23 protein-coding genes are annotated in these 24826 nt (G+C 64.5%); 10 read left to right on the forward strand and 13 right to left on the reverse strand.

Annotated features, from left to right (window positions below; all coding sequences use genetic code 11):
- The first annotated feature begins 4 nt into the window (after positions 1 to 4).
- Entirely contained in the window at positions 5 to 406 is a 402-nt protein-coding gene (locus tag PMI20_RS11630) for a hypothetical protein (protein ID WP_007922056.1), read from the forward strand.
- A 128-nt stretch (positions 407 to 534) separates the two neighbouring features.
- Entirely contained in the window at positions 535 to 1677 is a 1143-nt protein-coding gene (locus PMI20_RS11635; RefSeq protein ID WP_007922058.1) for a hypothetical protein, read from the forward strand.
- A 6-nt stretch (positions 1678 to 1683) separates the two neighbouring features.
- On the opposite strand, the gene PMI20_RS11640 is transcribed toward PMI20_RS11635, so the two are convergent.
- Both PMI20_RS11640 and PMI20_RS11645 read right to left on the reverse strand, forming a co-directional pair.
- Positions 1684 to 2583: a LysR family transcriptional regulator gene (locus tag PMI20_RS11640; RefSeq protein WP_007922059.1), complete on the reverse strand. Its 900-nt coding sequence runs from the start codon at positions 2581 to 2583 to the stop codon at positions 1684 to 1686.
- A 62-nt stretch (positions 2584 to 2645) separates the two neighbouring features.
- A complete protein-coding gene (locus tag PMI20_RS11645; protein WP_007922060.1) occupies positions 2646 to 3563 on the reverse strand; it encodes a LysR family transcriptional regulator in 918 nt (305 codons plus the stop codon).
- Positions 3564 to 3675: 112 nt separating this feature from the next.
- Here PMI20_RS11645 and PMI20_RS11650 point away from each other — a divergent pair, with 112 nt between their 5' ends.
- From PMI20_RS11650 to PMI20_RS11660, 3 genes are all read left to right on the forward strand, one after another.
- On the forward strand, positions 3676 to 4488 hold the full coding sequence (locus PMI20_RS11650; RefSeq protein WP_007922061.1) for a phytanoyl-CoA dioxygenase family protein: 813 nt from the start codon (positions 3676 to 3678) through the stop codon (positions 4486 to 4488).
- A 78-nt stretch (positions 4489 to 4566) separates the two neighbouring features.
- The gene (locus PMI20_RS11655; RefSeq protein ID WP_007922066.1) at positions 4567 to 5754 is read left to right on the forward strand and encodes a M20 aminoacylase family protein; all 1188 of its coding nucleotides are present in this window, start codon (positions 4567 to 4569) and stop codon (positions 5752 to 5754) included.
- Positions 5755 to 5841: 87 nt separating this feature from the next.
- Positions 5842 to 7185: an MFS transporter gene (locus tag PMI20_RS11660; protein ID WP_007922068.1), complete on the forward strand. Its 1344-nt coding sequence runs from the start codon at positions 5842 to 5844 to the stop codon at positions 7183 to 7185.
- 8 nt (positions 7186 to 7193) lie between these two features.
- Here the strand turns inward: PMI20_RS11660 and PMI20_RS11665 are convergent, their stop codons facing one another.
- On the reverse strand, positions 7194 to 8402 hold the full coding sequence (locus PMI20_RS11665) for an MFS transporter (protein WP_007922069.1): 1209 nt from the start codon (positions 8400 to 8402) through the stop codon (positions 7194 to 7196).
- A gap of 265 nt (positions 8403 to 8667) precedes the next feature.
- Between PMI20_RS11665 and PMI20_RS11670 the strand changes: the two genes are divergently transcribed.
- Positions 8668 to 9297, forward strand: coding sequence for a DUF5666 domain-containing protein (locus PMI20_RS11670; RefSeq protein WP_007922071.1), 630 nt, complete (start codon positions 8668 to 8670; stop codon positions 9295 to 9297).
- A 105-nt stretch (positions 9298 to 9402) separates the two neighbouring features.
- Positions 9403 to 9852, forward strand: a complete 450-nt coding sequence (locus tag PMI20_RS11675) for a RidA family protein (RefSeq protein ID WP_007922073.1) — start codon at positions 9403 to 9405, stop codon at positions 9850 to 9852.
- A 54-nt stretch (positions 9853 to 9906) separates the two neighbouring features.
- Here the strand turns inward: PMI20_RS11675 and PMI20_RS11680 are convergent, their stop codons facing one another.
- The 8 genes from PMI20_RS11680 to gcl all read right to left on the reverse strand — a co-directional run bounded on the left by PMI20_RS11680 (position 9907) and on the right by gcl (position 19450).
- A complete protein-coding gene (locus PMI20_RS11680) occupies positions 9907 to 10905 on the reverse strand; it encodes a sulfate ABC transporter substrate-binding protein (protein ID WP_007922075.1) in 999 nt (332 codons plus the stop codon).
- Positions 10906 to 10999: 94 nt separating this feature from the next.
- Positions 11000 to 11845, reverse strand: a complete 846-nt coding sequence (locus PMI20_RS11685) for an ion transporter (RefSeq protein WP_007922076.1) — start codon at positions 11843 to 11845, stop codon at positions 11000 to 11002.
- A 21-nt stretch (positions 11846 to 11866) separates the two neighbouring features.
- Entirely contained in the window at positions 11867 to 12790 is a 924-nt protein-coding gene (locus PMI20_RS11690) for an urea transporter (protein ID WP_007922077.1), read from the reverse strand.
- Positions 12791 to 12954: 164 nt separating this feature from the next.
- Positions 12955 to 14370, reverse strand: a complete 1416-nt coding sequence (gene pyk, locus PMI20_RS11695; protein ID WP_007922084.1) for a pyruvate kinase — start codon at positions 14368 to 14370, stop codon at positions 12955 to 12957.
- Entirely contained in the window at positions 14360 to 15640 is a 1281-nt protein-coding gene (locus PMI20_RS11700; protein ID WP_007922094.1) for a glycerate kinase type-2 family protein, read from the reverse strand. Before PMI20_RS11700 ends, pyk begins: the two co-directional genes overlap by 11 nt.
- Before the next feature lie 152 nt (positions 15641 to 15792).
- Positions 15793 to 16683, reverse strand: coding sequence for a 2-hydroxy-3-oxopropionate reductase (locus PMI20_RS11705; RefSeq protein WP_007922096.1), 891 nt, complete (start codon positions 16681 to 16683; stop codon positions 15793 to 15795).
- Between the two features lie 89 nt (positions 16684 to 16772).
- A complete protein-coding gene (gene hyi, locus PMI20_RS11710) occupies positions 16773 to 17555 on the reverse strand; it encodes a hydroxypyruvate isomerase (protein ID WP_007922097.1) in 783 nt (260 codons plus the stop codon).
- Positions 17556 to 17674: 119 nt separating this feature from the next.
- On the reverse strand, positions 17675 to 19450 hold the full coding sequence (gcl, locus tag PMI20_RS11715; RefSeq protein WP_007922098.1) for a glyoxylate carboligase: 1776 nt from the start codon (positions 19448 to 19450) through the stop codon (positions 17675 to 17677).
- A 264-nt stretch (positions 19451 to 19714) separates the two neighbouring features.
- Here gcl and PMI20_RS11720 point away from each other — a divergent pair, with 264 nt between their 5' ends.
- Positions 19715 to 20155: a GlcG/HbpS family heme-binding protein gene (locus PMI20_RS11720; protein WP_007922100.1), complete on the forward strand. Its 441-nt coding sequence runs from the start codon at positions 19715 to 19717 to the stop codon at positions 20153 to 20155.
- A 120-nt stretch (positions 20156 to 20275) separates the two neighbouring features.
- On the opposite strand, the gene PMI20_RS11725 is transcribed toward PMI20_RS11720, so the two are convergent.
- Positions 20276 to 20884, reverse strand: a complete 609-nt coding sequence (locus PMI20_RS11725) for a TetR/AcrR family transcriptional regulator (RefSeq protein WP_007931453.1) — start codon at positions 20882 to 20884, stop codon at positions 20276 to 20278.
- A 135-nt stretch (positions 20885 to 21019) separates the two neighbouring features.
- Here PMI20_RS11725 and PMI20_RS11730 point away from each other — a divergent pair, with 135 nt between their 5' ends.
- Positions 21020 to 21946, forward strand: coding sequence for a DUF808 domain-containing protein (locus PMI20_RS11730; protein ID WP_007931455.1), 927 nt, complete (start codon positions 21020 to 21022; stop codon positions 21944 to 21946).
- Positions 21947 to 21994: 48 nt separating this feature from the next.
- Here the strand turns inward: PMI20_RS11730 and PMI20_RS11735 are convergent, their stop codons facing one another.
- Complete coding sequence (locus tag PMI20_RS11735) at positions 21995 to 23410, reverse strand: aminotransferase-like domain-containing protein (protein WP_007931457.1); 1416 nt, start codon at positions 23408 to 23410, stop codon at positions 21995 to 21997.
- Positions 23411 to 23685: 275 nt separating this feature from the next.
- Between PMI20_RS11735 and PMI20_RS11740 the strand changes: the two genes are divergently transcribed.
- Positions 23686 to 24690 carry an SGNH/GDSL hydrolase family protein gene (locus PMI20_RS11740; protein WP_007931458.1) on the forward strand — a complete coding sequence of 335 codons (1005 nt, stop codon included), beginning with the start codon at positions 23686 to 23688 and terminating at the stop codon, positions 24688 to 24690.
- Positions 24691 to 24826: the final 136 nt, after the last annotated feature.

Here is a 24826-nt window from a genome sequence, read left to right on the forward strand (position 1 = left end):
CGCCATGACCGCCATTGCTCGTATCACCCTGTTAACACTGGTCCTGGGGTTGAGCGCCTGTGCGGTCCAGCAGCCGACGCCACCCGAGACGCTGCCACCGATTCCACCCGCGCAACCCACTACCAAGCCGACGCCCGGCACCCCGAGCAAACCCGCCACGCCGATCAAGCCGGCCAAGCCGTTGCCGCGCACTTCCGCGAGCTTCGCGCCGCCACCGGGCGGCAACAGCCACTGGGATCCGCGCCTGGGCGTCTATGTGCTGGATAACCAGACCAACACCTTCTACCGCCAGCGCACCTACTACCGCTGGAACAACGGCTGGAGCCGTTCCATCAGCCCCGACGGGCCATGGGAAGAGACCGATATCCACGGCGTGCCGTCGGGCCTGGGGCGCCAGTTCCAGTAAGCGGCTCTCAGTAAGCGCCTCCCCGTAAGCGGCGACCACTGAGCGGACCGCGGGCGAGTCCGGTTCAAGCGGTCGGTTGGATGGCCGATACCCCGGGGTGTTCCTGAGTATCGCCATCCGAGCGCCCGATGAAGAAAAGCCTGAACAAACCCTATTTCGCGCCCATGGCCTTCGGGCTCTGTGTTGTCGCTGTGCTGCTCGCCCTGCATGGCTTCGCCGATGTCGAAGTGCCGCAGCTGATCTACTTCTCCCTGGCACCGGTGTATTTGCTGGTGCTGTTCATCTTTCTCTACTACTTCTTCTGCTGGAGCTTCATCTCGGTCTTTCCCCTGGGCGAGATCGGCTGGAAGCGCGTGGACTACGGCTGGCTGTTGCTGGCGTCGCTGGCGCTGATCGGCGAGACCCAGAGCGTCAGGACCGAATGGTTCCAGAGCGACTATCGACTGGCCGAGTCCCATGAAGCCTCGACCCAGAGGCGCCTCAAGGCCGAGATCGACGATCTGTTGGGGCCGGAGCATTGCCGTGCCGCCGCGACTCTCTATAGCGCCGCCGATGCCGTGCAGGTGAACGAGCTCTGTCAGCGTTTTGCCACGTTGGAGAGAACGGCGCAGGAGCGGCTGACGGCGCTCTCGGTGGGGACGGTGGTCCAGGCGCTGGATGAGCTTCGCGCCCGGTATTCGGCGCCGCCCGTATTGGCCTGGCTCGGCCGCCTCGATGAAACCCTGGGCGACCAGCGCAAGGCCCGGGGCGAGGTTTCCAGGCTGTATGAGCTGACCCGCGCCACCGAGACGGAGACGGTTTATCGCTACTTCGTTCCAGTATTGCTGGTGTTCGCCCTGGCCCTGCGCGCCTCGAAGGTCACCGGCGAGGTGCTGCTCAAGGCCCCGCGCAAACGCAAAGTGTGGATGATCATCAACCGGCGCATGGTGATCGATGGCCTGGGGTTTGTCCGCGGCGCCCGCAGCCGCTTCGACGAAGCGCTGCGCAACTGGCGCGTGGCGAAGTGGGACGTGGTGCACCTGGCCTGTCCGTTCCTGCCTGAAGTCAGTGCCGTCGATGCCCAGGTCGCCGTGGTGCCCGGCTTCTACGAAAACGAGTTCCAGCTGGCGGCTATCGACACCTTCGAGCAGTGCGGGTTTGTCGAGTGGGCGGCTGCCCAATCGATCGAAACCTTGTATCTGGTGGGCGAAACCGACCCTGCGCTGATCGAACGGGTCCAACGCTGGGGCGAGGCGGCCAAGGTCGAAGTGCTGGTACGTGGGCGAATCTGACGTCGCTCAACCTTGAGTGGCATCCGGGCGGGCCAGCAGCTGCTGGACAAACTCGACGAAGGCCCGGGCCTTGGCGCTGGTCAGCCGCCCGGTAGGGAACACCGCCCATAGCTCCTGGCGGGGCAGCGTCCAGTCCGACATCACTTCGCGCACCGTGCCACTGGCCAGCTCGGGGGCGAACATCCATTGCGAGGCCATGGTCAGCCCCTGATGGCCCAGCACCGACTCGCGCAACCCCTCTGCGGCGCTGACGCGAATCCGCCCGCGGACCGTCACCGATTGCTGTTCGTCGCCCCGTTCGAAGCGCCAGTGGGCACCGCCGCCGAGGCTGTAGACGATCGCCTGGTGCTTGCTCAGGTCGGCGGGGCAGGCGGGTTCGCCGTGGCGGGCGAAGTAGTCCGGGGTGGCCAATACCACGCGCCGGCATTCGCCGATCCGCCGCGCGGTCAGCCCGGAGTCGCTCAAGGGGCCCATGCGCAGGGCGACGTCGATGCCGGCCTCCACCAGATTGATATTGCGGTCATCCAGCACCACGTCGATGTCGAGCTCGGGGTGGTGTTCGAGAAAGGTCCCCAGGTGCGGCACGATGTGCAGGCGGGCGAAGGTCACCGCGGCGCAGACTCGCAGCGTGCCGCGCAGCCCCGTACCGGCCCCGCGCGCCGCGAGATCGGCTTCGTCGGCCTCTTCGAGGGCCCGCCTGGCCCGCTCGAAAAACGCCATGCCGGCCTCGGTGGGCGTCAGGCCGCGAGTCGAGCGCAGCAACAGCCGCACCGCCAGCCGCGCCTCCAGCTGGGCGATGGTTTTCGATACGGCCGGCTGGCCGATATCCAGAAGCCGGGCGGCGGCGGAAAAGGACCCGCTTTCCACCACATGAACGAAGGTTTGCATGGCTGCCAGCCGGTCCATTGGGACTCCTTGTGTGTGAACGATCGAGTGTTGTGTGGAACGCCGTTGAGCCGCGGCGCCGCTTATGGGTGCCAGCCAAACCCCGGGCTTTCGCCGAACCATTGCCGGGCCTGTTCCCGCAGGGCGTTGACCAGCGGCGAATGGCTGCGGGCCCGAGACTGGGCGAGCACGATGCGTTGCAGCGGCAGCGGTTCGGCAATCGGCCGGATCGCCAGCGGCCGCCCGTCATAGCTGTGGTCGCCGAAAGGCCGGGTATAGGCCACGGCCACGCCAAAGCCGTTGGCCACCAGCCCGCGCTGCAGTTCGAAAGAATAGGTCTTGCTGAAGTTTTGCGGCTGCAAGCCATGGAAGCGGAACAGGTCGAGGAAATGCTGCCAGCTGTAGGCCTGTTCGGTCAGCACCAGGGGGTAATCGCAGAGCTGGCGCAGGCTGACCTCGCGGTGACCGGCCAGGGGATGCTCGGCCGGCAATAGCGCATGGGCCGACAGTTCGCACAGCACTGTGCTCTGTACCCCATCCGGCAAGCCCAGGTCATAGCTCAGCGCGGCGTCCAGGCTGCCGTTGCTCAATTGCTTGCCGATCTGGTCGAAGCCGTATTCGCGAATCGTCACCTCGATCGCCGGGTGGCGTTCCTTGAGGCCGCGCAACAGCTGCGGCAGGCAATAGGGCGCCAGGTCCTCGAAGCAGGCCAGCATCAGTTCGCCGGACAAGGTGTCGTCGTGGTCCGCCAGGCGTTCCAGCTCATGCACGCCGGCCACTATCTGCTGGGCCTTGTCCATCGCCAGGCGGCCGAACGGCGTCAGCGTCACTCCCTGTCCGCGCTGGCGAATGAACAGCACTTGCCCCAGATGTCCTTCCAGTTCGCTGAGGGCGGCGGAGACCGCCGGCTGCGATACGTTCAGATGCTCGGCGGCCTGAGTGATGTTGCCGTGGCGGGTGACCGCCAGGGCGCAGCGCAGGTGGCGCAGACTGATCTTCATAAGAAATTCCGAGGAGCCAGATCGGATCATATTATTTTATTTTTGGATGAGCCTGGGGCAATAGTCTGGCCGTGGTCGCCGCGATCATGGCGGCCGTCACGCAGGAGCCCCTATGAACAGGTCAGTCAGCCCTTTGGTATCAGCGGCGGATATCGCAGCTTTTCAACGCGATGGCGCCATTTGTCTACGTGGTGTGTTCAAGGACTGGGTCGGGTCGATCGCCGCAGGTATCGAGCGTAACCAGCGCGAGCCGGGCCCCTATGCCACCAACGTGGTGGCGGCCGGCGAGCCGGGTGGGTTTTTCGACGATTACTGCAACTGGGAGCGCATTCCCGAATTCGTCGCCATGGTCCGTGAGTCGCCCGCGGCGGCGATTGCGGCAGCGGTGATGCAGTCGCCCAGTGCGCAGTTCTTTCACGATCATGTACTGGTCAAGGAGCCGGGCACCCAGAAGCCGACACCCTGGCATCAGGACATTCCCTATTACTTTCTCGATGGCGAGCAGACCGTCAGCCTGTGGATCCCGGTGGACCCGGTGCGCGAGGCGACCTTGCGCCTGATCGCCGGCTCCCACCTCTGGCCGCAATGGGTGCTGCCGCTGCGCTGGAAGGACGACAGCAGCTTTTACGAGGATGTCAGCCGCTATCGGCCGGTGCCGGACCCGGATGTCGACCCCGGCATGCAGGTGCTGGAGTGGCAGATGGAGCCGGGGGACGCGGTGCTGTTCGACTTCCGCACCGTGCACGGCGCACGCGGCAATCTCAGCCAGGCCCGCCGGCGCGTGCTGTCGCTGCGCTGGCTGGGCGAGGACGTGCGTTATGCCGAGCGCCCTGGCAGGACATCGCCGCCGTACCCTGACCACGGTATGCAAGCAGGCCAGCGCCTGCGCCAGGACTGGTTCCCACAGATCTGGCCGCCAGCCTGATCTGCCTGAAAGACCTACAAGAGCCTGACAGCGTCTCAGCCGACGATCAGGCCATCTATCACTGCTGAGGAGAAACCCATGCCGAGCCCAACGATCCTGCCTGAGATACGCGAGCTGACGACGCCCATGGTTGCGCTGCGCCAGCATCTGCACGCCCATCCTGAACTGAGCTACGAGGAGTTCGAAACCAGCCGCCTGGTCGCCGACAAGCTGCGCGGCTGGGGGTATGAGGTTCACCACGGGCTGGCCGGCACCGGCGTCGTGGCGTCGTTGCGCAAGGGCCGGGGCAACCGGGTCATCGGCCTGCGCGCGGACATGGACGCCTTGCCGATCCTGGAAACCAGCGGCTTGCCCTATGCCAGTCGGCATGACGGCAAGATGCATGCCTGTGGCCATGACGGGCATACCGCGATGCTGCTGGCCGCCGGCCAGTGCCTGGCCCAGAGCATCGACTTCGATGGCACTGTGCGCCTGATCTTCCAGCCCGCCGAGGAAGGGCATGTGGGCGCGCGGAAGATGATCGAGGATGGGCTGTTTCAGCTGTTTCCCTGCGATGCGGTCTTTGCCATGCACAATTGGCCGGGGTTGCCGGTGGGTAAGTTCGGCTTTCTCCCCGGGCCGTTCATGGCCTCGGCCGACACCGTGACGATTGGCATCAATGGCCGTGGCGGTCACGGCGCCATGCCCCAGGACACGGTCGACCCGATAGTCGCCGCGGCCTCGCTGGTCATGGCGTTGCAGACGGTGGTGGCGCGCAACCTGCCGCCCCTGGAAATGGGCGTGGTCGGGGTCGGGGCGATTCATGGCGGCAGCAGTTCGTCGGTGGTTCCCACCCGTGTCGAGCTGGCGGTGACGGTCAGGGCATTGAAAGAGACGACCCGTGAGCTGTTGCTACAGCGCATCGAGGCGCTGGCCCACGCCCAGGCCCAGGCATTCGGCGCGACTGCCGAGGTCACGGTCAGCGCCAACGCGTTCCCGGTGCTCTACAACCACCCGCGGGAAACCGCCCTGGCGCGGGCGGTGGCCCTGGAGTGGCTGGGCGAGGAGGGGCTGGTCGCCGATATGCAGCCGATGACCTGCAGCGAGGATTTCTCTTTCATGCTGCAAGCCTGCCCCGGCAGCTACCTGATCATGGGCAACGGCGAAGGGACGGCGGGCGGCTGCCTGTTGCATAACCCGGCCTATGACTTCAATGACGCCTGCCTGCCTTACGGCGCCAGCTACTGGGTGAAGCTGGTGAGTGCCTTTCTCGAGCCGGTCGACTGACCCGCAGCCTCTGGTGATCGCTCCGGCCGGGCCTGTTCGGGCCCGGCCGGTCGTGGGTGCGTAGCCCTTGTCTGCAAGGAGAATGTCATGGCCGTTGTTTCCGAATCCTTCGCGCCGGTTGCGGTGACGAATCTGTGTGTTTCCCGTCGGCGGGTGATTGTCGGTACCACTATCGGTAATGCCCTGGAGTTTTTCGATTTCACGGTGTTCAGCTTTCTGATGCTGTTTATCGGGCCGCTGTTTTTCCCTGCGGCGTCCGCTTACGGGCAGTTGCTGCTGACCACCGCGACCTTTGGCGTGGGTTTCCTGATGCGCCCGATCGGCGCGCTGCTGATCGGTTCCTACTCCGACCGCTTTGGCCGTCGCTCGGCGATGACCCTGACCCTGTTCCTGATGGGCCTGGGCTGCGGCCTGATGGCCTTGACCCCGACCTATAGCCAGATCGGCATGGCCGCGCCCCTGATCATGGCGCTGGCGCGGCTGATCCAGGGTTTTGCCGCCGGTGGCGAAGTGGGGGCGGCGACCACCCTGCTGGTGGAACACGCCCCCGCATCGCAACGGGGTTTTTATGCCAGCTGGCAGTTCGGCAGCCAGTCGCTGGGGATCTTCCTCGGCGCGATCATGGTTGCGGCGCTGGTGGCGGGGCTGGATCAACAGGCGATGAGCGAGTGGGGTTGGCGGGTGCCGTTTTTCATCGGCATGCTCACCGCCCCGGTGGGCTGGTACATCCGTCGCCACCTGGAAGACACCCTGGTGGTCGGGCTGTCGACTGCCCATAGCCAGCAGGCCAGGGAACATGCGGCCCGCAGCAGTCCGCTGCGCGAGCTGTTCGGCCAGCACAAGCGGGCATTGGGCAAAAGCGTGCTGCTGATGCTCGGGGCCATGGTCTCGACCCAGATCATCGCCTTTTACATGCCGGCCTATGCCGCCAGGGTGCTGGGCCTGCCGACCACCTCCAGCCTGCTGGCCAGCGTGGTGGTGGGGGCGGTCTGTTTTGTGTTGTCGCCGCTGGTGGGCTGGCTGGCCGATCGCTGTGGGCGCAAGCGGGTGATTTTCTGCTCGCGCCTGCTGACCCTGGTGGCGATAGTGCCGTGTTTCCAGTGGCTGATCGCCGCCCCCAGCCTGTTCAACCTGCTGCTGATCATCGGCCTGCTCTCGGTGTTGCTGACCCTGCAGACGGTGCCGGGCATCACCATGTTGCCGGAAATGTTCCCCAAGTCGGTGCGCACCACCGGCATGGCGGCGGCCTACGGTATCGGGGTCTCGGTGTTTGGCGGCTTCGCCCAGTTTTTTGTCACCTGGCTGCTGCAGGTGACTGAGCAGGTGCTGGCGCCGGCCTGGTACATGATGGCGACGGTCGCTTTGTCCACCCTGGTGTTGCTGTGGATTCGCGACCGCACCGGTGAAGACATCGATCAGGCTGCGGCTTGAGCCCGGGCTCAGGCCGGGACAGGCAGCGCCTTCTGCGAAGTGCTCAGGAAACGCAGCAGGGCCAGCAACGGCAAGGCGCTGCCGACGCCGACTATGCCCAGCCAGCCGGCGTGTTCGTACACCGCGCTGGCAATCGACGAGCCGACGGCGCCGCCGATGAAGATGCTGGTCATGTACAGCGCGTTGAGGCGGCCGCGGCTATGAGCATCCAGCGCGTAGACCGCGCGCTGGCCGAGGACCATGTTCATCTGCACGCAGAAATCCAGGACCACGCCGGTCACTGCCAGGCCGATGACGCTGTAGGCCGGGTGGACAAAGGCCGGCAGGAAGCTCAAGGCGGCGAACAGCATGGCCAGCAACGAGGCGACACGGGTGTGGCCGGCATCCGCCAGGCGTCCGCTGATGGGCGCGGCGATGGCGCCGATGGCTCCGACCAGGGCGAACAGGGCGATCTGGCTTTGCGACAGGCCGTGGTTGCGCGCCAGCTCCAGCGGCACCGCGGTCCAGAACAGGCTGAAGGTGGCGAACATACAGGCCTGGTAAAACGCCCGCTGGCGCAGCACCGGTTGCTGGCGCAGCAGGGTGCCCAACGAACCCAGCAACTGGCCGTAGGTGGCGCTGTGGGCAGGCTGGCGCTTGGGCACGGTCAGCAGCAGGACCAGGCTGATGGCGGCCATCAGCACGGCGGCGGCGATAAACATCGCGCGCCAGCCGAACAGGTCGGCCACCACACTGGACACCGGGCGTGCCAGCAGGATGCCCAGCAGCAGGCCGCCCATGATGCCGCCGACCACCCGGCCGCGGGAGGCTTCCGGCGTCAGGTGCGCGGCCAGGGGAATCAGGATCTGTACCGACACTGAGCTGAAGCCGATCAGCAGCGAGACCAGCAGAAAGGCATTGGGCTGCTCGGTGAACCCGGCGCCCAGCAGGCTGGCGATGGCCACCAGGCTGGTGAGGATCATCAGCCGGCGGTTTTCCAGCAGGTCGCCCAGGGGCACCAGGAAGAACAGGCCCAGGGCGTAGCCGATCTGGGTCAGGGACACGATCAGGCTGGCCATGGTGCTGCTCAGGCCGATGTCCGGGGCGATCAGTTCGATGATCGGCTGGGCATAGTAGATGTTGGCGACGATGGCGCCGCAGCAGAAGGCGAACAGCAGCACCATGCCGCGGGTCATGGTCGTGGTGGCGGCGGGCAGCCCCTGGGTCGTGGAAGTCATGGCGATTCTCGTTGCAGCGAAAAGGATGCGGGCGAGGCTAAGGGGCTGGCCCGTGACGCGGTAGAAGCTGACGAGCGATAGCATTCATGCCCGGGAGGAATAAATGCCTGGCGGGGCCGGCCGAGAGCGGCAGACGACGACCGGGATCGCGTTGCGATGATACATTTACTTACATTCAGTTCCATAGCTCGCTCATTGTTCCGTGGACGCTGGAGTGCTTTCGTTTAGACCTCTGTGCCACCTTTCATCACAGGAAGTCCGTCCCATGAATCTGTGCCTTCGCCGCCTGCTCGGCGGCGCCCAAGCGATCACACTCGGCGCACTGCTGCTGGCCGGCCTGGCCCAGGCCCAGGACGCACCGGGCATGCGCATCGGCGTGCGCGGGGAAATCACCAGCATCGCCGGCGACGCGGTGCGGGTGCACGTCAACAGTGGCGAGAACGTCACCATCAACCTCACGCCACAGACCCAGGTCCGCGCCGTGACCCTGGCCAATATCGAGGACATCAAGCCCGGCAGCTACATAGGTTCGGCCGCCGTGCCGCAGGCCGATGGCAGCCTCAAGGCGCTGGAGGTCCATGTGTTTCCACCGCAGATGGCCGGCACCGGCGACGGTCATCGGCCTTTCGATCTGGTCAAGGGCAGCAGCATGACCAATGGCCGCGTCGGCGACCTGGTGGTGAGCAACGGCCGGACCCTGACCGTCAACTACAAGGGCGGCCAGCAGACGATCCTGGTGCCGGACGATGTGCCCATCGTCAACCTGGTGCCGGGTGACCGCAGCCTGCTCAAGGCCGGGGTCAAGGTGGTGATGTTCGTCTCCCAGAGCGCGGACGGCACGCTCACCGCGCAATCGATCTCCGCCGGCAAGGATGGGGTGACGCCGCCGATGTAGCTGGCTGGCGGTTACGTTGCCAGGTGTTTCAACGGCCTGGTTTCGGATGGCCTTGTGCAGGGGCTTGGTTTAGGGTTTGCGGTCGTCTATCGCAGCGGAGGTCCCATGCACACATCAGTCTTCAATCCGCCCAGTGTCTTCAATTCCCTGCAGTACGGTTTCAGCCAGGCCGTGGAGGTGCGCGGTGGGCGGCGCCTGCTGCTGTCCGGCCAGGTGGGTGTCGATGAGCGCGAGGTCTGCGTCGGCCCGGGGCTGCGCGAGCAGACCGAGCAGAGCTTCGACAATATCGCCCGGGTCCTGGCGGCGGCGGGCGGCGACCTGAGCCACGTGGTCATGCTGCGGATCTACATCGCCGAGGCAGCCCGCGACCAGCAGGAACAGATCAGCCAGGTGCTGTTGCAGCGTTTCCCCCAGCAGCCACCGGCGTCCTCGTGGATCATCGTCAGCGGCCTGTCCTTGCCCGAGTGGCTGATCGAGATCGAGGCGGAGGCGATGTTGCCTGAGCTGCACGAGGTTCGGGGCGCCGCCCTGGTCGATGTAGCCGCCGGGCTTTAGGCGCGAGCAATAAAAAAGCGACCCGAGGGTCGCTTTTTTCATGGGCCGGGGGCGTTATTTGCCGCCGTAGATCTGGTCGAAGACCCCGCCATCGTTGAAGTGGGTCTTCTGCACGGTGCGCCAGTCGCCAAAGGTTTTCTCCACCGAGAGGAAGTCGACTTTCGGGAAACGGTCGGTGTACTTGGCCAGGACTTTCGGGTCCCGTGGGCGCAGGTAGTTGTTGGCGGCGATTTCCTGGCCTTCCGGCGACCACAGGTACTTCAGGTACTCCTCGGCCGCGGCGCGCGAGCCTTTCTTGTCGACCACTTTGTCGACCACCGACACCGGTGGCTCGGCTTCGGCGGAGACGCTTGGGTAGATGACTTCGAACTGATCGCGGCCGAATTCGCGGGCGATCATTTCCGCTTCGTTCTCGAAGGTCACCAGCACGTCGCCGATCTGGTTGGTCATGAAGGTGGTCGTCGCGGCGCGGCCGCCGGTGTCGAGCACCGGTGCCTGCTTGAACAGCTTGCCGACGAAGTCCTTGGCCTTGTTCTCGTCGCCGCCGTTCTTCAGCACATAACCCCAGGCCGACAGGTAGGTGTAGCGGCCGTTACCCGAGGTCTTCGGGTTCGGCACTATCACTTGCACGCCATCCTTGAGCAGGTCCGGCCAGTCTTTCAGGGCCTTGGGGTTGCCCTTGCGCACGATGAACACGGTGGCCGAGGTGAAGGGCGCGCTGTTGTTCGGCAGGCGGGTCACCCAGTTGTCCGGCACCAGCTTGCCATTGTCCGCCAGGGCGTTGATGTCGGTGGCCATGTTCATGGTGATGACGTCGGCCGGCAGGCCGTCGATCACCGAGCGCGCCTGTTTGCTGGAACCGCCGAAGGACATCTGCAGGGTGATGTTCTCGTTGTGCTCGGCCTGCCAGTGCTTCTGGAAGGCAGTGTTGTAGTCCTTGTAGAAGTCTCGCATCACGTCATAGGAAACGTTGAGCAGGGTCGGAGCGGCCTGGGCGGCGCTGCCCAGTGCCAGGCCGGCGGCCAGGAGAGAGGCGCTAACGAGTTTTTTCACTGCACATTCCTTTTATTAGAGAGTGAAGGCAATTTGCCGCCGACTATAGCCGGGGCGGTATATCTCTTTAAAGATTAAAAAGTGCTTTGCTTATTCAGTTTTCCTGGACCACTTTCGGGAACAGCGCGTTGCCACACCGCGAGCAGAACGCGGCGCCGTGCTCATGGTCGTTCTTCCTGCACACCGGGCAGTCGTGCTTGAGCTGTTCGCCGCGCAGGGCATTGGCCAGTTCCGCGGTGAAGATCCCGGTGGGCACGGCGATGATCGAGTAACCGGTGATCATCACCATCGATGAAATCACCTGGCCCAGTGGCGTCTTCGGCACGATGTCGCCAAAACCCACGGTGGTCAGGGTGACGATGGCCCAGTAGATGCCCTTGGGGATGCTGGTGAACCCGTGCTCCGGCCCCTCGACCACATACATCAGGGTGCCGAACACCGTGACCAGGGTCGATACGCTGAGCAGGAACACGATGATTTTCTGCTTGCTGCCGCGCAGCGCCGACATCAGGTAGTTGGCCTGCTTGAGATACGGGCTGAGCTTGAGCACGCGGAAGATGCGCAGCATGCGGATCACCCGGATGATCAGCAGGTACTGGGCGTCGCTGTAATACAGGGCGAGGATCCCCGGCACGATGGCCAGCAGGTCCACCAAGCCGTAGAAACTGAAGGCGTAGCGCAACGGCTTGGGCGAGCAATACAGGCGCAGGCCGTATTCGATGGCGAAGATCAGGGTAAAACCCCATTCGATATAGGCCAGCACATTGGCGTAGTTCTGATGCACCTCGTCGATGCTGTCGAGGATCACGATCACCAGGCTGGCGAGGATGATCAGCAACAGGGTGCTGTCGAAGCGTCGACCGGCCACGGTGTCGGTCTGGAAAATCATGACGTAGAGACGCTCGCGCCAGTGTCGGTTGTTGTCCGTGTTGCTGTCCATGTTGTTCGCCTGAATCGAAGGTCAGCGAAGCCTAGGGGGATTGGCCCCGGTAGCGCAAGGCGTGCTGTCCACGGCGGCCTGGCGCAGCACCCGCAGCGCGGCGCGAACCAGCCAGCAGGCGAGGATAAAGGGTGCGGTGAGCACGGGCAGGCCCAGCGCGGCGAAGCCCGGGGCGAGCAGCAGCGCCAGGAGCATTCCCGGCAGGGCCAACCAGGATCGGCGGCGGTCCTGGCTCAGGGCCAGGGCGACCAGGGCACAGTTGTAGCCGCCAAGGCCCGGCAGGGCGCCGGCGTGGTCCTGTTGCAGCAGGGCGAAGCCCAGGCCCACCGCTGAACCGAACAGCGCCCAGGCAGCCGCCCGGTGATCAGCCAGCAGCAACCCCAGGGCAATCAGCACCCCGGCCAGCGGATGTTCGAGGAACATCACCTGGCCGAGCCCCTGGATCAGTGCCTGCAGCAGCGCCAGCGCATCGGGCTCGACCCAGGGCGCGGCGGCACTGGCGGGCAGCGGCGCGGCCAGGCCCAGCAGCAGCCAGCCGAGGCCGACGAAGGGCGCGGTGTAGGCTGGTAGGCAGTATTGATCGCGGGCGCGTTTGAGCCATTGCCGGGTGAGGATCGCACTGACGCCGCCGCAGGCGATGATCAGCGGTGGCAGCAGCACCGACCAGTCGAAGCGCAGGCTCAGGAGCAGGCCGAGCAAGACCCCGTTGTAGCTGAACAGCCCGGCTTGCCGGTCGGCCTTGGCATAGCCCCGGCGCTGCGCGGTGAGCAGCCCGGCCACGCCACCCAGCAGCGCGCCACCGAGCAACGCCGGAGCGCTCAGCAGGATGGCCAGCATGCACAGCAGGCCGCACAGCGGATGGCGCTGGAGGAAGATCTGGCTGAAGCCGTTGAGCAGGGCGGTGGCCCAGTCGGGGCAGTGCGCATTGAAGTGTTCTGAAGGCATGAGGTGGGCTCTTGTAGCCGCTGCCGAGCACAGCGAGGCTGCGATCGGGCGCGTAGCGGCCGTCAATCAGGCAATGCCGTGTTCCACAGGCAAGTCCAGTGCTCGGGCCTGGCGAAGACTGCGTTTTCGAGCGCAGCCTCGCAGGCTCGGCAGCGGCTACATGCTCAGATCAGGGTTTCGATGCGCAGCGAGTTGGTCGAGCCCGGCTGGCCGAACGGCACGCCGGCGGTGATCAACAGCGTGTCGCCGCGTTTGGCCATGCCTTGCGCCTGGGCGATTTCCAGGGCGGTGGAGCAGACCTCGTCGACCTGACGCAGGCGGTCGTTGACCACCGAGTGCACACCCCAGGCCACCGTCAGGCGCCGCGCGGTGGACAAGTTCGGCGTCAGGTTGAGGATCGGCACCGTCGGCCGTTCCCGGGCCGCGCGCAGGCTGGAGCTGCCGGACTCGCTGTAGTTCACCAGCACCGCCACCGGCAGGATGCTGCTGATACGGCGGATCGCGCAGCTGATGGCATCGGACACCGTGGCTTCGGCCTGGGGCCGGCTGACGTCGAGCTGGGCCTGGTAGTCCGGGCCGCTTTCCACCTGGCGGATGATCTTGCTCATCATCTGCACCGCTTCCAGTGGGTATTCGCCGGAGGCGGTTTCCGCCGAGAGCATCACCGCGTCGGCGCCTTCGGCCACCGCGTTGGCCACATCCGTGACCTCGGCCCGGGTCGGGGCAGGGGAGAAGCGCATGGATTCGAGCATCTGCGTGGCCACCACCACCGGTTTACCCAGCTGGCGGCAGGTGCCGATGATGTTCTTCTGGATCTGCGGCACGCTTTCGGCCGGCACTTCGACACCCAGGTCGCCACGGGCCACCATGATCGCGTCGCTCAGTTCGGCGATCTCGCGCAGTTGGGTGACCGCCGAGGGTTTCTCGATCTTGGCCATCAGGAACGCTTTGTCGCCGATCAGCGCGCGGGCTTCGCGGATATCCTCGGGGCGCTGCACGAACGACAGGGCGACCCAGTCCACCCCCAGTTCCAGGCCGAATTCCAGGTCGCGACGATCCTTGGCGGTCAGCGGGCTGAGGTCGAGCAGCGCCTGTGGGACGTTGACGCCCTTGCGGTCCGACAGCTCGCCGCCGTTGAGCACCGTGGTGTCGATGGCGTCGGCGTGTTTGGCGGTGACCCGCAGGCGCAGCTTGCCATCGTCCAGCAGAAGGTCCATGCCCGGCTCCAGGGCTTTGAGAATTTCCGGGTGGGGCAGGTTGACCCGGCGCTGGTCGCCCGGGGTGCTGTCCAGGTCCAGGCGCAGGGCCTGGCCGCGGTGCAGCTGGACCTTGCCTTCGGCGAACGTGGCGACCCGCAGTTTCGGGCCTTGCAGGTCCATGAGGATGCCCAGCGGGTAGTTCAGCTGCTTTTCGACTTCGCGGATCCACTGGTAACGCTGGGCGTGATCGGCGTGGTCGCCGTGGCTGAAGTTGAGGCGAAAGATATTCACCCCGGCCTGCACCAGCTCGCGGATATCGTCGATGCCGTCGATGGCCGGGCCGAGGGTGGCGAGGATTTTGACCTTTTTGTCAGGCGTCATGTTTTGGGCTCTCGAGGATCAGGATGGCGCGGAAGTCGTTGACGTTGGTGCGGGTCGGCTCGGTGACGATCAACCCATCCAGGGCCGCGAAATAGCCATAGCCGTTGTTGTTGTCCAGCTCGTCGCTGGCACTCAGGCCCAGGGCGGCGGCGCGGGCATGGCTGTCCGGGGCCATGATCGCGCCAGCGTTGTCTTCGGAGCCGTCGATGCCGTCGGTATCGCCCGCCAGGGCGTAGACGCCGGGCAGGCCCTTGAGGCTGTCGGTGAGGCTCAGGAGGAACTCGGCATTACGCCCGCCGCGGCCATTGCCGCGCACGGTGACCGTGGTTTCGCCGCCGGAGAGGATCACGCAGGGCGCCGCCAGCGGCTGGCCATGCAGCACCACCTGGCGGGCGATGCCGGCGTGGACCTTGGCCACCTCGCGGGATTCGCCTTCCAGGTCGCCGAGGATCAGCGGGCTGAAGCCGGCCTGGCGGGCTTTCACCGCGGCGGCCTCCAGCGACTGCTGCGGCCGGGCGATCAGCTGGAAGTGACTGCGGGCCAGGCTCGGGTCGCCGGGCTTGACGGTTTCCGACTCCGGGCTTTGCAGCCAGGTGCGCACCGCCGCCGGGACCTCGATGGCATAGCGCTTGAGGATCGCCAGGGCCTCGGCCGAGGTGCTGGGGTCGGCCACGGTGGGGCCGGAAGCGATGACCGTGGCCAGGTCGCCCGGTACATCGGAAATCGCGTAGGTGTAGACGGTGGCCGGCCAGCAGGCCTTGGCCAGGCGGCCGCCCTTGATCGCCGAGAGGTGTTTGCGCACGCAGTTCATCTCGCCGATGGTGGCGCCGGACTTGAGCAGGGCTTTGTTGATCGACTGCTTGTCCGCCAGGCTGATGCCCGCGGCGGGCAGGGCCAGCAGGGCGGAACCGCCGCCGGACAGGAGGAAGATCACCCGGTCCTGTTCCGACAGGTCGCTGACCAGCTCCAGCACGCGCTTGGCCACGGCCAGGCCGGCGGCATCGGGTACCGGATGGGCGGCTTCGACCACTTCGATTTTTTCGCAGGGGGCGCCGTGGCCGTAGCGGGTGACGACCAGCCCGCTGACTTCACCCAACCAGCAGCGTTCGACCACCTGGGCCATGGCCGCGGCGGCCTTGCCGGCACCGATGACGATCACCCGGCCGCTGCGGTCGCTGGGCAAATGGGCTTCGAGGACGTGCTGCGGGTGGGCGGCGTCGATGGCTGTGGCGAACAGCTCACGGAGGAATTGTTGCGGATCGACCGACATGGCGGGCTCCCGGATTTCTTGTTATTCGAGGTGTGGCTGTAACGCAGCCTGTAGCCGCTGCCGAAGGCTGCGATAAGGTTCGAAGAACCTTCCTGCGATGTGCAAGTGCACGCCTGCTGCGCAGCAGCTACAGGGGATTTCCTGGCGTTCTCTTACTGGTCGCGGATCGAGAAGTTGGCCATGTGTTCCAGGCCCTTGATCAGCGCCGAGTGGTCCCAGTTGCTGCCGCCGATGGCCGCGCAGGTGCTGAACACTTGCTGGGCGTTGGCGGTGTTCGGCAGGTTGATGTTCAGCTCCTTGGCGCCTTGCAGGGCCAGGTTCAGGTCCTTCTGGTGCAGGCTGATACGGAAGCCCGGGTCGAAGGTGCCCTTGATCATGCGCTCGCCGTGCACCTCGAGGATCTTCGAGGAGGCGAAGCCACCCATCAGCGCCTCGCGCACCTTGGCCGGATCGGCGCCGTTTTTCGCGGCGAACAGCAGGGCCTCGGCCACCGCCTGGATGTTCAGGGCGACGATGATCTGGTTCGCCACCTTGGCGGTCTGGCCGTCGCCGTTGCCGCCGACCAGGGTGATGTTCTTGCCCATGGCCTGGAACAGCGGCAGGGCGCGCTCGAAGGCCTGGCTGTCGCCGCCGACCATGATGCTCAGGGTCGCCGCCTTGGCGCCGACTTCACCGCCGGATACCGGGGCATCCAGGTACTGCGCGCCTTTCTCGTTGATCCTGGCGGCGAAGGCCTTGGTCGCGGTCGGCGAGATCGAGCTCATGTCGATTACCACCTTGCCCGGGCCGACGCCCGCCGCCACGCCGTCGGCGCGGAACAGCACGTCGTCGACCTGCGGGGTATCCGGGACCATGACGATGATGAACTCGGCTTCCTGGGCCACTTCCCTGGGGCTGGCCAGGGCGACTGCGCCGGCGGCGACCAGGTCGGCCGGGGCCGCGTCGTGGTGCTGGGACAGGAACAGACTGTGACCGGCTTTCTGCAGGTTGGAAGCCATTGGGTGGCCCATGATGCCGGTGCCGATGAATCCAATTTTAGCCATGAGAAAATCCTCTTTTTGTTAGGTAGCACGCCCTCTGTAGGAGCGAGCAAGCTCGCTCCTACAGCGATAAACGATGACGCGGTTGCCGATCAGATTGCGTTGTGGCTCTTGAGCCAGCCCAGGCCCGCTTCGGTGGTGGTCAGCGGCTTGTATTCGCAGCCGACCCAGCCCTGGTAGCCGATCTTGTCCAGGTGCCCGAACAGGAAGCGGTAGTTGATCTCGCCGGTCCCCGGTTCGTGACGCCCCGGGTTGTCCGCCAGCTGGACATGGTTGATCGCGTCCAGGTGCCCGGACAGGGTCCGGGCCAGATCGCCCTCCATGATTTGCATGTGGTAGATGTCGTATTGCAGGTACAGGTTGCTGCTGCCGACCTGTTCGCGAATCGACAGGGCCTGGGCCGTGTTGTTCAGGTAGAAGCCCGGGATGTCGCGGGTGTTGATCGCTTCCATCACCAGCTTGATGCCCGCGGCCTGGAGTTTCTCGGCGGCGTACTTGAGGTTGGCGACGAAGGTCTTTTCCACGGTGGCATCGTCGAAACCTTGCGGACGAATACCGGCCAGGCAGTTGATCTGGGTGTTGCCCAGCACCTGGGCGTAGGCGATGGCCAGGTCGACCCCGGCGCGGAACTCTTCGACCCGGTCCGGCAGGCAGGCGATGCCGCGCTCGCCTTTCACCCAATCGCCCGCGGGAAGGTTGAACAGCACTTGGGTCAGGCCGTGGGCGTCGAGTTGCGCCTTGATCTCGGCGGAGCTGAATTCGTAGGGGAACAGGTATTCGACACCACTGAAGCCAGCCTCGGCGGCGGCCTTGAAGCGGGCGAGGAAGTCCTGTTCGGTGAACAGCATGGACAGGTTGGCGGCAAAACGCGGCATGGTGGTCTCCTGTAGAGGTATCAATCCCTGTAGCCGCTGCCGCAGGCTGCGATAAGGCCGAAGGCCTTCGACGATCCTGAGATCTTGCGCAGTCTTCGGCAGCGGCTACATAGAGGGGGTCAGTCGAGCAGGGAAATCGCGGTCGGGGCGTCGTTGCCGACCAGCGCCAGGTCTTCGAATTCGTTGACCGCGTTGATCTCGGTGCCCATGGAGATGTTGGTGACACGCTCCAGGATGATCTCGACGATCACCGGCACCTTGAACTGTTCGAGCATTTCCTGGGCCTGGCGCAGGGCCGGCTGGATGCCCGACGGCTCGAATACCCGCAGCGCCTTGCAGCCCAGGCCCTCGGCGACCGCGACGTGGTCCACGCCATAGCCGTTGAGTTCCGGTGCGTTGAGGTTGTCGAAGGACAGTTGCACGCAGTAGTCCATGTCGAAACCGCGCTGTGCCTGGCGGATCAGGCCCAGGTAGGAGTTGTTCACCACCACGTGGATGTACGGCAGCTTGAACTGCGCACCCACGGCCAGCTCTTCGATCATGAACTGGAAGTCGTAGTCGCCGGACAGCGCCACTACTTTGCGCGATGGATCGGCCTTGACCACCCCCAGCGCCGCCGGAATGGTCCAGCCCAGCGGGCCAGCCTGGCCGCAGTTGATCCAGTGGCGTGGCTTGTACACGTGCAGGAACTGCGCGCCGGCAATCTGCGACAGGCCGATGGTGCTGACGTAGCAGGTGTCCTTGCCGAATACCTGGTTCATCTCTTCATACACGCGCTGTGGCTTGACCGGCACGTTGTCGAAGTGGGTCTTGCGTTGCAGGCTCGATTTGCGCTGCTGGCAATCCTGCAGCCAGGCGCTGCGGTTCTTCAGCTTGCCGGCGGCCTGCCATTCGCGAGCGACTTCGATGAATACGGTCAGGGCCGAGCTGGCGTCGGAGACGATGCCCAGGTCCGGAGTGAACACCCGGCCGATCTGGGTCGGCTCGATGTCCACGTGGATGAACTTGCGACCCTCGGTGTAGACGTCCACCGAACCGGTGTGGCGGTTGGCCCAGCGGTTGCCGATGCCCAGGACCACGTCAGACTTGAGCAGGGTGGCGTTGCCGTAGCGATGGGAGGTCTGCAGGCCGACCATGCCGACCATCTGCGGGTGATCGTCGGGGATGCTGCCCCAGCCCATCAGCGTTGGGATCACCGGGATGCCGGTCAGTTCGGCGAACTCCACCAGCAGCTCACTGGCATCGGCATTGATGATGCCGCCACCGGCGACCAGCAGCGGACGCTCGGCTTGATCCAGCAGGGCCAGGGCCTTTTCGACCTGGACCCGGGTCGCCGAAGGCAAGGCCAGTGGCAGCGGCTGGTAGGCGTCGATGTCGAATTCGATCTCGGCCATCTGCACATCGAACGGCAGGTCGATCAGCACCGGGCCGGGGCGGCCGGAGCGCATTTCATAAAAGGCTTTCTGGAAGGCGTAGGGCACTTGGCCGGGTTCCAGGACGGTGGTCGCCCACTTGGTCACCGGCTTGACGATGCTGGTGATGTCGACGGCCTGGAAGTCTTCCTTGTGCAGGCGGGCACGCGGGGCCTGGCCGGTGATGCAGAGAATCGGGATCGAGTCGGCCGAGGCGCTGTACAGGCCGGTGACCATGTCGGTGCCGGCAGGGCCGGAAGTACCGATGCACACGCCGATATTGCCGGCCTTGGTGCGGGTGTAACCCTCGGCCATGTGCGAGGCGCCTTCGACGTGGCGAGCGAGGACGTGATCGATGCCACCGACCTTTTGCAGGGCGGAGTACAGCGGGTTGATGGCGGCACCCGGGATGCCAAAGGCGGTATCGACCCCTTCACGGCGCATCACCAGAACGGCGGCTTCGATTGCTCTCATTTTGCTCATGGTTTTGTGCCTCTTACGTTTTGTAATTGTATACAAGTGGCTTTGCGCAGAGTGTATTCACGGCGAACGTCGCAGGTCAATCCATTTTCTCTAGCGCTGGGGTGCGTTCGTCCGGTGCCGGTAAACAGGCGGCTTTTCGTCGGAAGCAGGGATTTGAGAAAATTATTGTATACAAAAACAAAATTTGTTGTGTTCTATTTGTTGTATCGATCTTCTTATCGGAACTCCCAGATTTTTCCCAATAACAAAATAAGGACGGCACCCATGAGCGCTTTAACCTTGAACGTTGCAGTCAGCCTGGCCGGCAAGGCCCTGGCCTTCGGCCGCGAGATCAGCGCAGCACCCTTGACCATCGCGGTACTCGACGCCGGCGGGCATCTGGTGACCTTGCAGCGCGAAGATGGGGCCAGCTTGCTGCGGCCACAGATCGCCATCGGCAAGGCCTGGGGCGCGATCGCCCTGGGCAAGGGCTCGCGCCTGCTGGCGCTGGATGCGCAGCAGCGGCCGGCGTTCATTGCCGCGCTCAACAGCCTGGGGCAGGGCAGCGTGGTGCCGGCACCGGGTGGGGTATTGATTCGTGATCAGCAGGGGGCGGTGGTGGGGGCGATCGGCATCAGCGGCGACACCTCGGACATCGACGAGCAATGCGCGATCAGCGCCATCGAGGCGCAGGGCTTGCAGGCGGATGCGGGCGTGAGCGCCTGATCTGTAGCCGTGTAGCCGCTGCCGCAGGCTGCGATCGCACACAACGGGTGCGCAAGATCTGAAGATCGCTGAAGGCCTTCGGTCTTATCGCAGCCTGCGGCAGCGGCTACAAGGGCTGGCTTACTTGTCCGTTTCGCAGCCCTTGAGCACCAGGCGGATGATGGTCTGGGCGGCGGCTTCGTAATCGGACTCGTCCAGCTTGGCCTTGCCGGTCACCACCGAGATCTGCCAGTCGAAGTCGGCGTAGGTCTGGGTCGCGGCCCAGATGCTGAACATCAGGTGGTGCGGGTCGATGGGCGCGATCTGGCCACGATCGATCCAGGTCTGGATGCAATCGATGTTGTGCTTGGCCTGGGCGTTGAGTTGTTCGACCTGGTCCGGGCTCAGGTGCGGAGCTCCGTGCATGATCTCGCTGGCGAACACCTTGGAGGCGAAGGGCAGGTCGCGGGAGATGCGGATCTTCGAGCGGATGTAGCCGCTCAGCACTTCACTGGGCACGCCGTCGGCGTTGAACGGGGTCGAAGCCTGGAGGATCGGCTCGATGATGCTTTCCAGGACCTCGCGGTAGAGGTTTTCCTTGGATTTGAAGTAGTAGTAGACGTTGGGTTTGGGCAATCCTGCCTTGGCCGCGATATCGCTGGTTTTGGTCGCAGCGAAGCCTTTGTCGGCAAACTCTTCACTGGCGGCACGCAGGATCAGTTCTTTGTTGCGCTCGCGGATGGTGCTCATAAACCAGGTGATTCCTTGCCTGTTCGGGCGGTTGCGCATGGTAGCACCGGCCTTGCGCGAGGCTCAAGAATGCCCCGGCGGCCCTCGTTGCGCGTTATGCTTCGCAGCATTTATCACCTCAAGGAACCCTGATCCATGGCCGGAAGCAGTTTGCTGGTGCTGATCGACGATATTGCCGCGGTACTCGACGACGTGGCGCTGATGACCAAGATGGCGGCGAAGAAGACCGCCGGGGTGCTGGGGGACGACCTCGCGCTCAATGCCCAGCAGGTCTCCGGGGTGCGCGCCGAGCGTGAGTTGCCGGTGGTCTGGGCGGTGGCCAAGGGCTCGTTCCTGAACAAGCTGATCCTGGTACCCGCGGCCCTGGCCATCAGTGCCTTCGCGCCCTGGCTGGTGATACCGCTGCTGATGCTCGGCGGCGCCTACCTGTGCTTCGAGGGCTTTGAAAAGCTCGCCCACAAGTTTCTCCACAGCAAGGCCGAGGATCAGGCCGAGCACCAGCAACTGATCGAAGCCGTGGCGGACCCGGCCACCGATCTGGTGGCCTTCGAGAAGACCAAGATCAAGGGCGCGATCCGCACCGACTTCATTCTCTCGGCCGAGATCATCGCCATTACCCTGGGCACCGTCGCCGACGCGCCGTTGATGCAGCAGGTGGTGGTGCTTTCGGGCATCGCCATCGTCATGACCATCGGCGTGTATGGCCTGGTGGGCGGCATCGTCAAGCTCGACGACCTTGGCCTGTGGCTGACGCAGAAGCCGGGCCAGGTGGCGAAAAGCATCGGTGGCGCGATCCTGAGCGCGGCGCCCTACATGATGAAAAGCCTCTCGGTGATCGGCACCGCGGCCATGTTCATGGTCGGTGGCGGCATCCTGACCCATGGCGTGCCGGCGGCGCATCACTGGATCGAGACTGTCACCGCGCACACGGCCGAGGCGGTTGGCGGGTTTTCGCTGATCATGCCGACACTGCTCAATGCCGTGGCCGGCATCATCGCTGGCGCCGCGGTACTGGTCGTGGTGTCGCTGGGCGGCAAGCTGTGGCGCGCGGCCAGGGCCTGATTCGCACCTGCCCCTCGCCGCGGTGGCGAGGGGCAGGTGCGAGGGGGGTCAGGCGGGGAGCAGTTGCGCGACCGCCAGGCCGATCTTGTTGATCGCCTGTTCGATCTTGCGGTTGGGCACGCCGGCAAAGTTCAGCCTGAGGCAATTGCGGTACTTGCCGGCCGCGGAAAAGATATTGCCGTTGGCGATCTGGATGTCCTCGGCTTCTAGCAGCCGGTTCAGGGTGTAGGTGTCGAACTCGTCTGGCAGCTCCACCCACAAGGTGAACCCGCCCTGGGGTTTGCTGACCCGGGTGCCTTCCGGCAGATAGCGGCTGACCCACTCGGTCATCAGGTCGCGATGGCGCTGGTATTGTTTGCGCATCCGCCGCAGGTGCGGCAGGTAGTGCCCCTTGGCAATGAATTCGGCCACCGCCAGCTGCGGCTGGGTAGCGGTGGTGCCGGAGCCGACGTATTTCATGTGCAGCACTTGCGGCAGGTAACGTCCCGGGGCGATCCAGCCGATCCTCAGTCCTGGCGCCAGGGTTTTCGAGAACGAACTGCACAGCAGCACGCGCCCGTCGTCATCGAATGACTTCAGGGTGCGCGGCCGCGGGTAGCGGAACGCCAGGTCGCCATAGATATCGTCTTCGATGATCGGCACGTCGTAGCGCTGGGCCAGGCGGATCATCGCGCGCTTGCGATCGTCCGGCATGATGTAGCCCAGCGGGTTGTTGCAATTGGGCGTGAGCTGGATGGCCTTGATCGGCCATTGTTCCAGGGCCATTTCCATGGCTTCCAGGCTGATACCGGTGACCGGGTCGGTGGGAATCTCCAGGGCTTTGAGGCCGGCGGCCTTGAGCAGCTGGATGATGCCGTGGAAGCAGGGGGAGGCGATGGCCACGATGTCGCCGGGTTCGCACAGGGCGCGGATGGCGATGGACAGGGCTTCCTGGCAGCCGCTGGTGACGACGATTTCCGCGGGCGTCAGGCGGCAACCGGAATCGACGCCGAGGCGGGCAATCTGCTCGCGCAGGCTCAGCACACCTTGCAGGTGGTTGTATTGCAGGCTAGGGCTGTCGCTGCGCCGGCTGATCCGCGCCAGGGCGGTCAGCAGCGGCTTGAGGGTCGGCGCGGTGGTGTCGGGCATGCCGCAACCCAGTTGAATGGCATTGGCGTTCTGCTCCTGGCGCATCAGCTCCTGCACCAGATCCCACTGGGAGATATCCACAGGCCGCAACGACGGCCGTCCCATCTTTGGCAGCTCCGGCAAGCGCCGGCCGGCTGGGACGAAATAGCCCGACTTGGGCTTGGGGATAGCCAGTCCCGAGCTTTCCAGAACCCGATAGGCCTGTTGCACGGTGGTGAGGCTGACGCCGTGCTCGAGGCTCAGGGCCCGCACCGAAGGCAGACGCTCCCCCGGTCCGTATAACCCCTGCTCAATGCGGCTGCTGATGTATTCGGCGAGATTCAGGTATCGAGTCATGCGGGGGACTGTAGCGACTCATCTGTCGTATAAAAAGTTACAGATTTCACTTTTTTTGAAAATTTTTTAGGGCGAAAAGGCAATCTGTACTGAGAAAAATCATCCGTCGTGTACCTATAAGACAGTGGTTGCCTTTGGGAAGATGGCCCGCATCGCACTGTACTGGTTGTTCTTAAATACAGTTGCGGCGCAATTCAGAGTCCCCCCGGGCAACGTGTTACGGGCTTCCCCCTCAGGCTACTTTAGACGATGACTTCTCAAGGAAGAGCAGGGTAATGACGGCAAGGATCAAACTGACTCCGCAGATGGCTGAGTACGAGCAGAAATTCACCGACGGTGGTGAGGTTCGCTGGCTTCCTTATTTGATGTATTTCCATCCTACCGACCACCGTTCGGAGGTGGTCAATACAGATGCCTCGGGCTTCCGCTATTCGGAGTTGCTGGGCATACAGTATTCGGTGGTCAACAGCCGCCACGCCAAGAGCGTGCGGGTGCTGGCCGGCAGCTCGACCGTGTTTGGCATCGGTGCCAGCTCGGATGCCTGGACACTGCCTTCGCGCCTGGCCGAGAACGATCCGGACAGCAAACCCTGGATCAACTTCGGCGGACGCAGCTTCAACTCGACCCAGGAACTGACACTCTTCACCCTTTATCGTCATTTGCTGCCCAAGGTCGACGAGATCGTGCTGTTTTCCGGGTTCAACAACCTGGGGCTGGCCCGCCAGCCACACAGCAGCCGTGGCGAACACGGTGCTTTCTTCAACTGCAATCAGTTCTTCGACGCCATGCGTCCGGAGACTCAGGCCCCCAAGCGCGGCATGTTCCGCGCCTTGCTCGGCAAGGAACAGGAAGAGCCGACGCCCGAGCCGCCACCGACCATGGAAGAGCAGATCGACTACGCCGCCGACCTGACCCTGCGTCACCTGGATACCTGGCGCGCACTGGCGGCCGACATGGGCGCCAAGCTGACCTTCATTCTGCAGCCGCTGGCCGGCTGGGTCCGGGAAAAGGGGTGCGACGAGGAAGAACAGCTGTTCGCCGAGCTGGATCGCGCCGGCAGTTTCAGCGAGGTCTATGGCGACATTCTGCAGCCCAGCGTCTGCGAGGCCTATGCCGCCCGCCTGCGCGAAGGCGCACAGAAGATGGGCGTGCGTTTCGTGAACATTACACCGCTGCTGTCCGAGGCCCTGCGGCCTGAACAGTGGTTGTTCGTCGACCGTATTCACTTCACCGACCAGGGGAACGATTTCGTCTCGAAAATCATCCTCGATGTTCTTTAAAGGAGTCTGCCATGAGTTACATCAAGAGCTTGTTCCAACGCCTGTTCGGCAAGAAGAAAAAGAAGAAGCCGGACTCTTCGATCTACCCGATGTTCTGATCTCGACACCCGACGTCATTGCTTGCCGATGACTGAGG

It is taken from the genome of Pseudomonas sp. GM17 (assembly GCF_000282175.2).
Lineage (GTDB): Bacteria > Pseudomonadota > Gammaproteobacteria > Pseudomonadales > Pseudomonadaceae > Aquipseudomonas > Aquipseudomonas chlororaphis.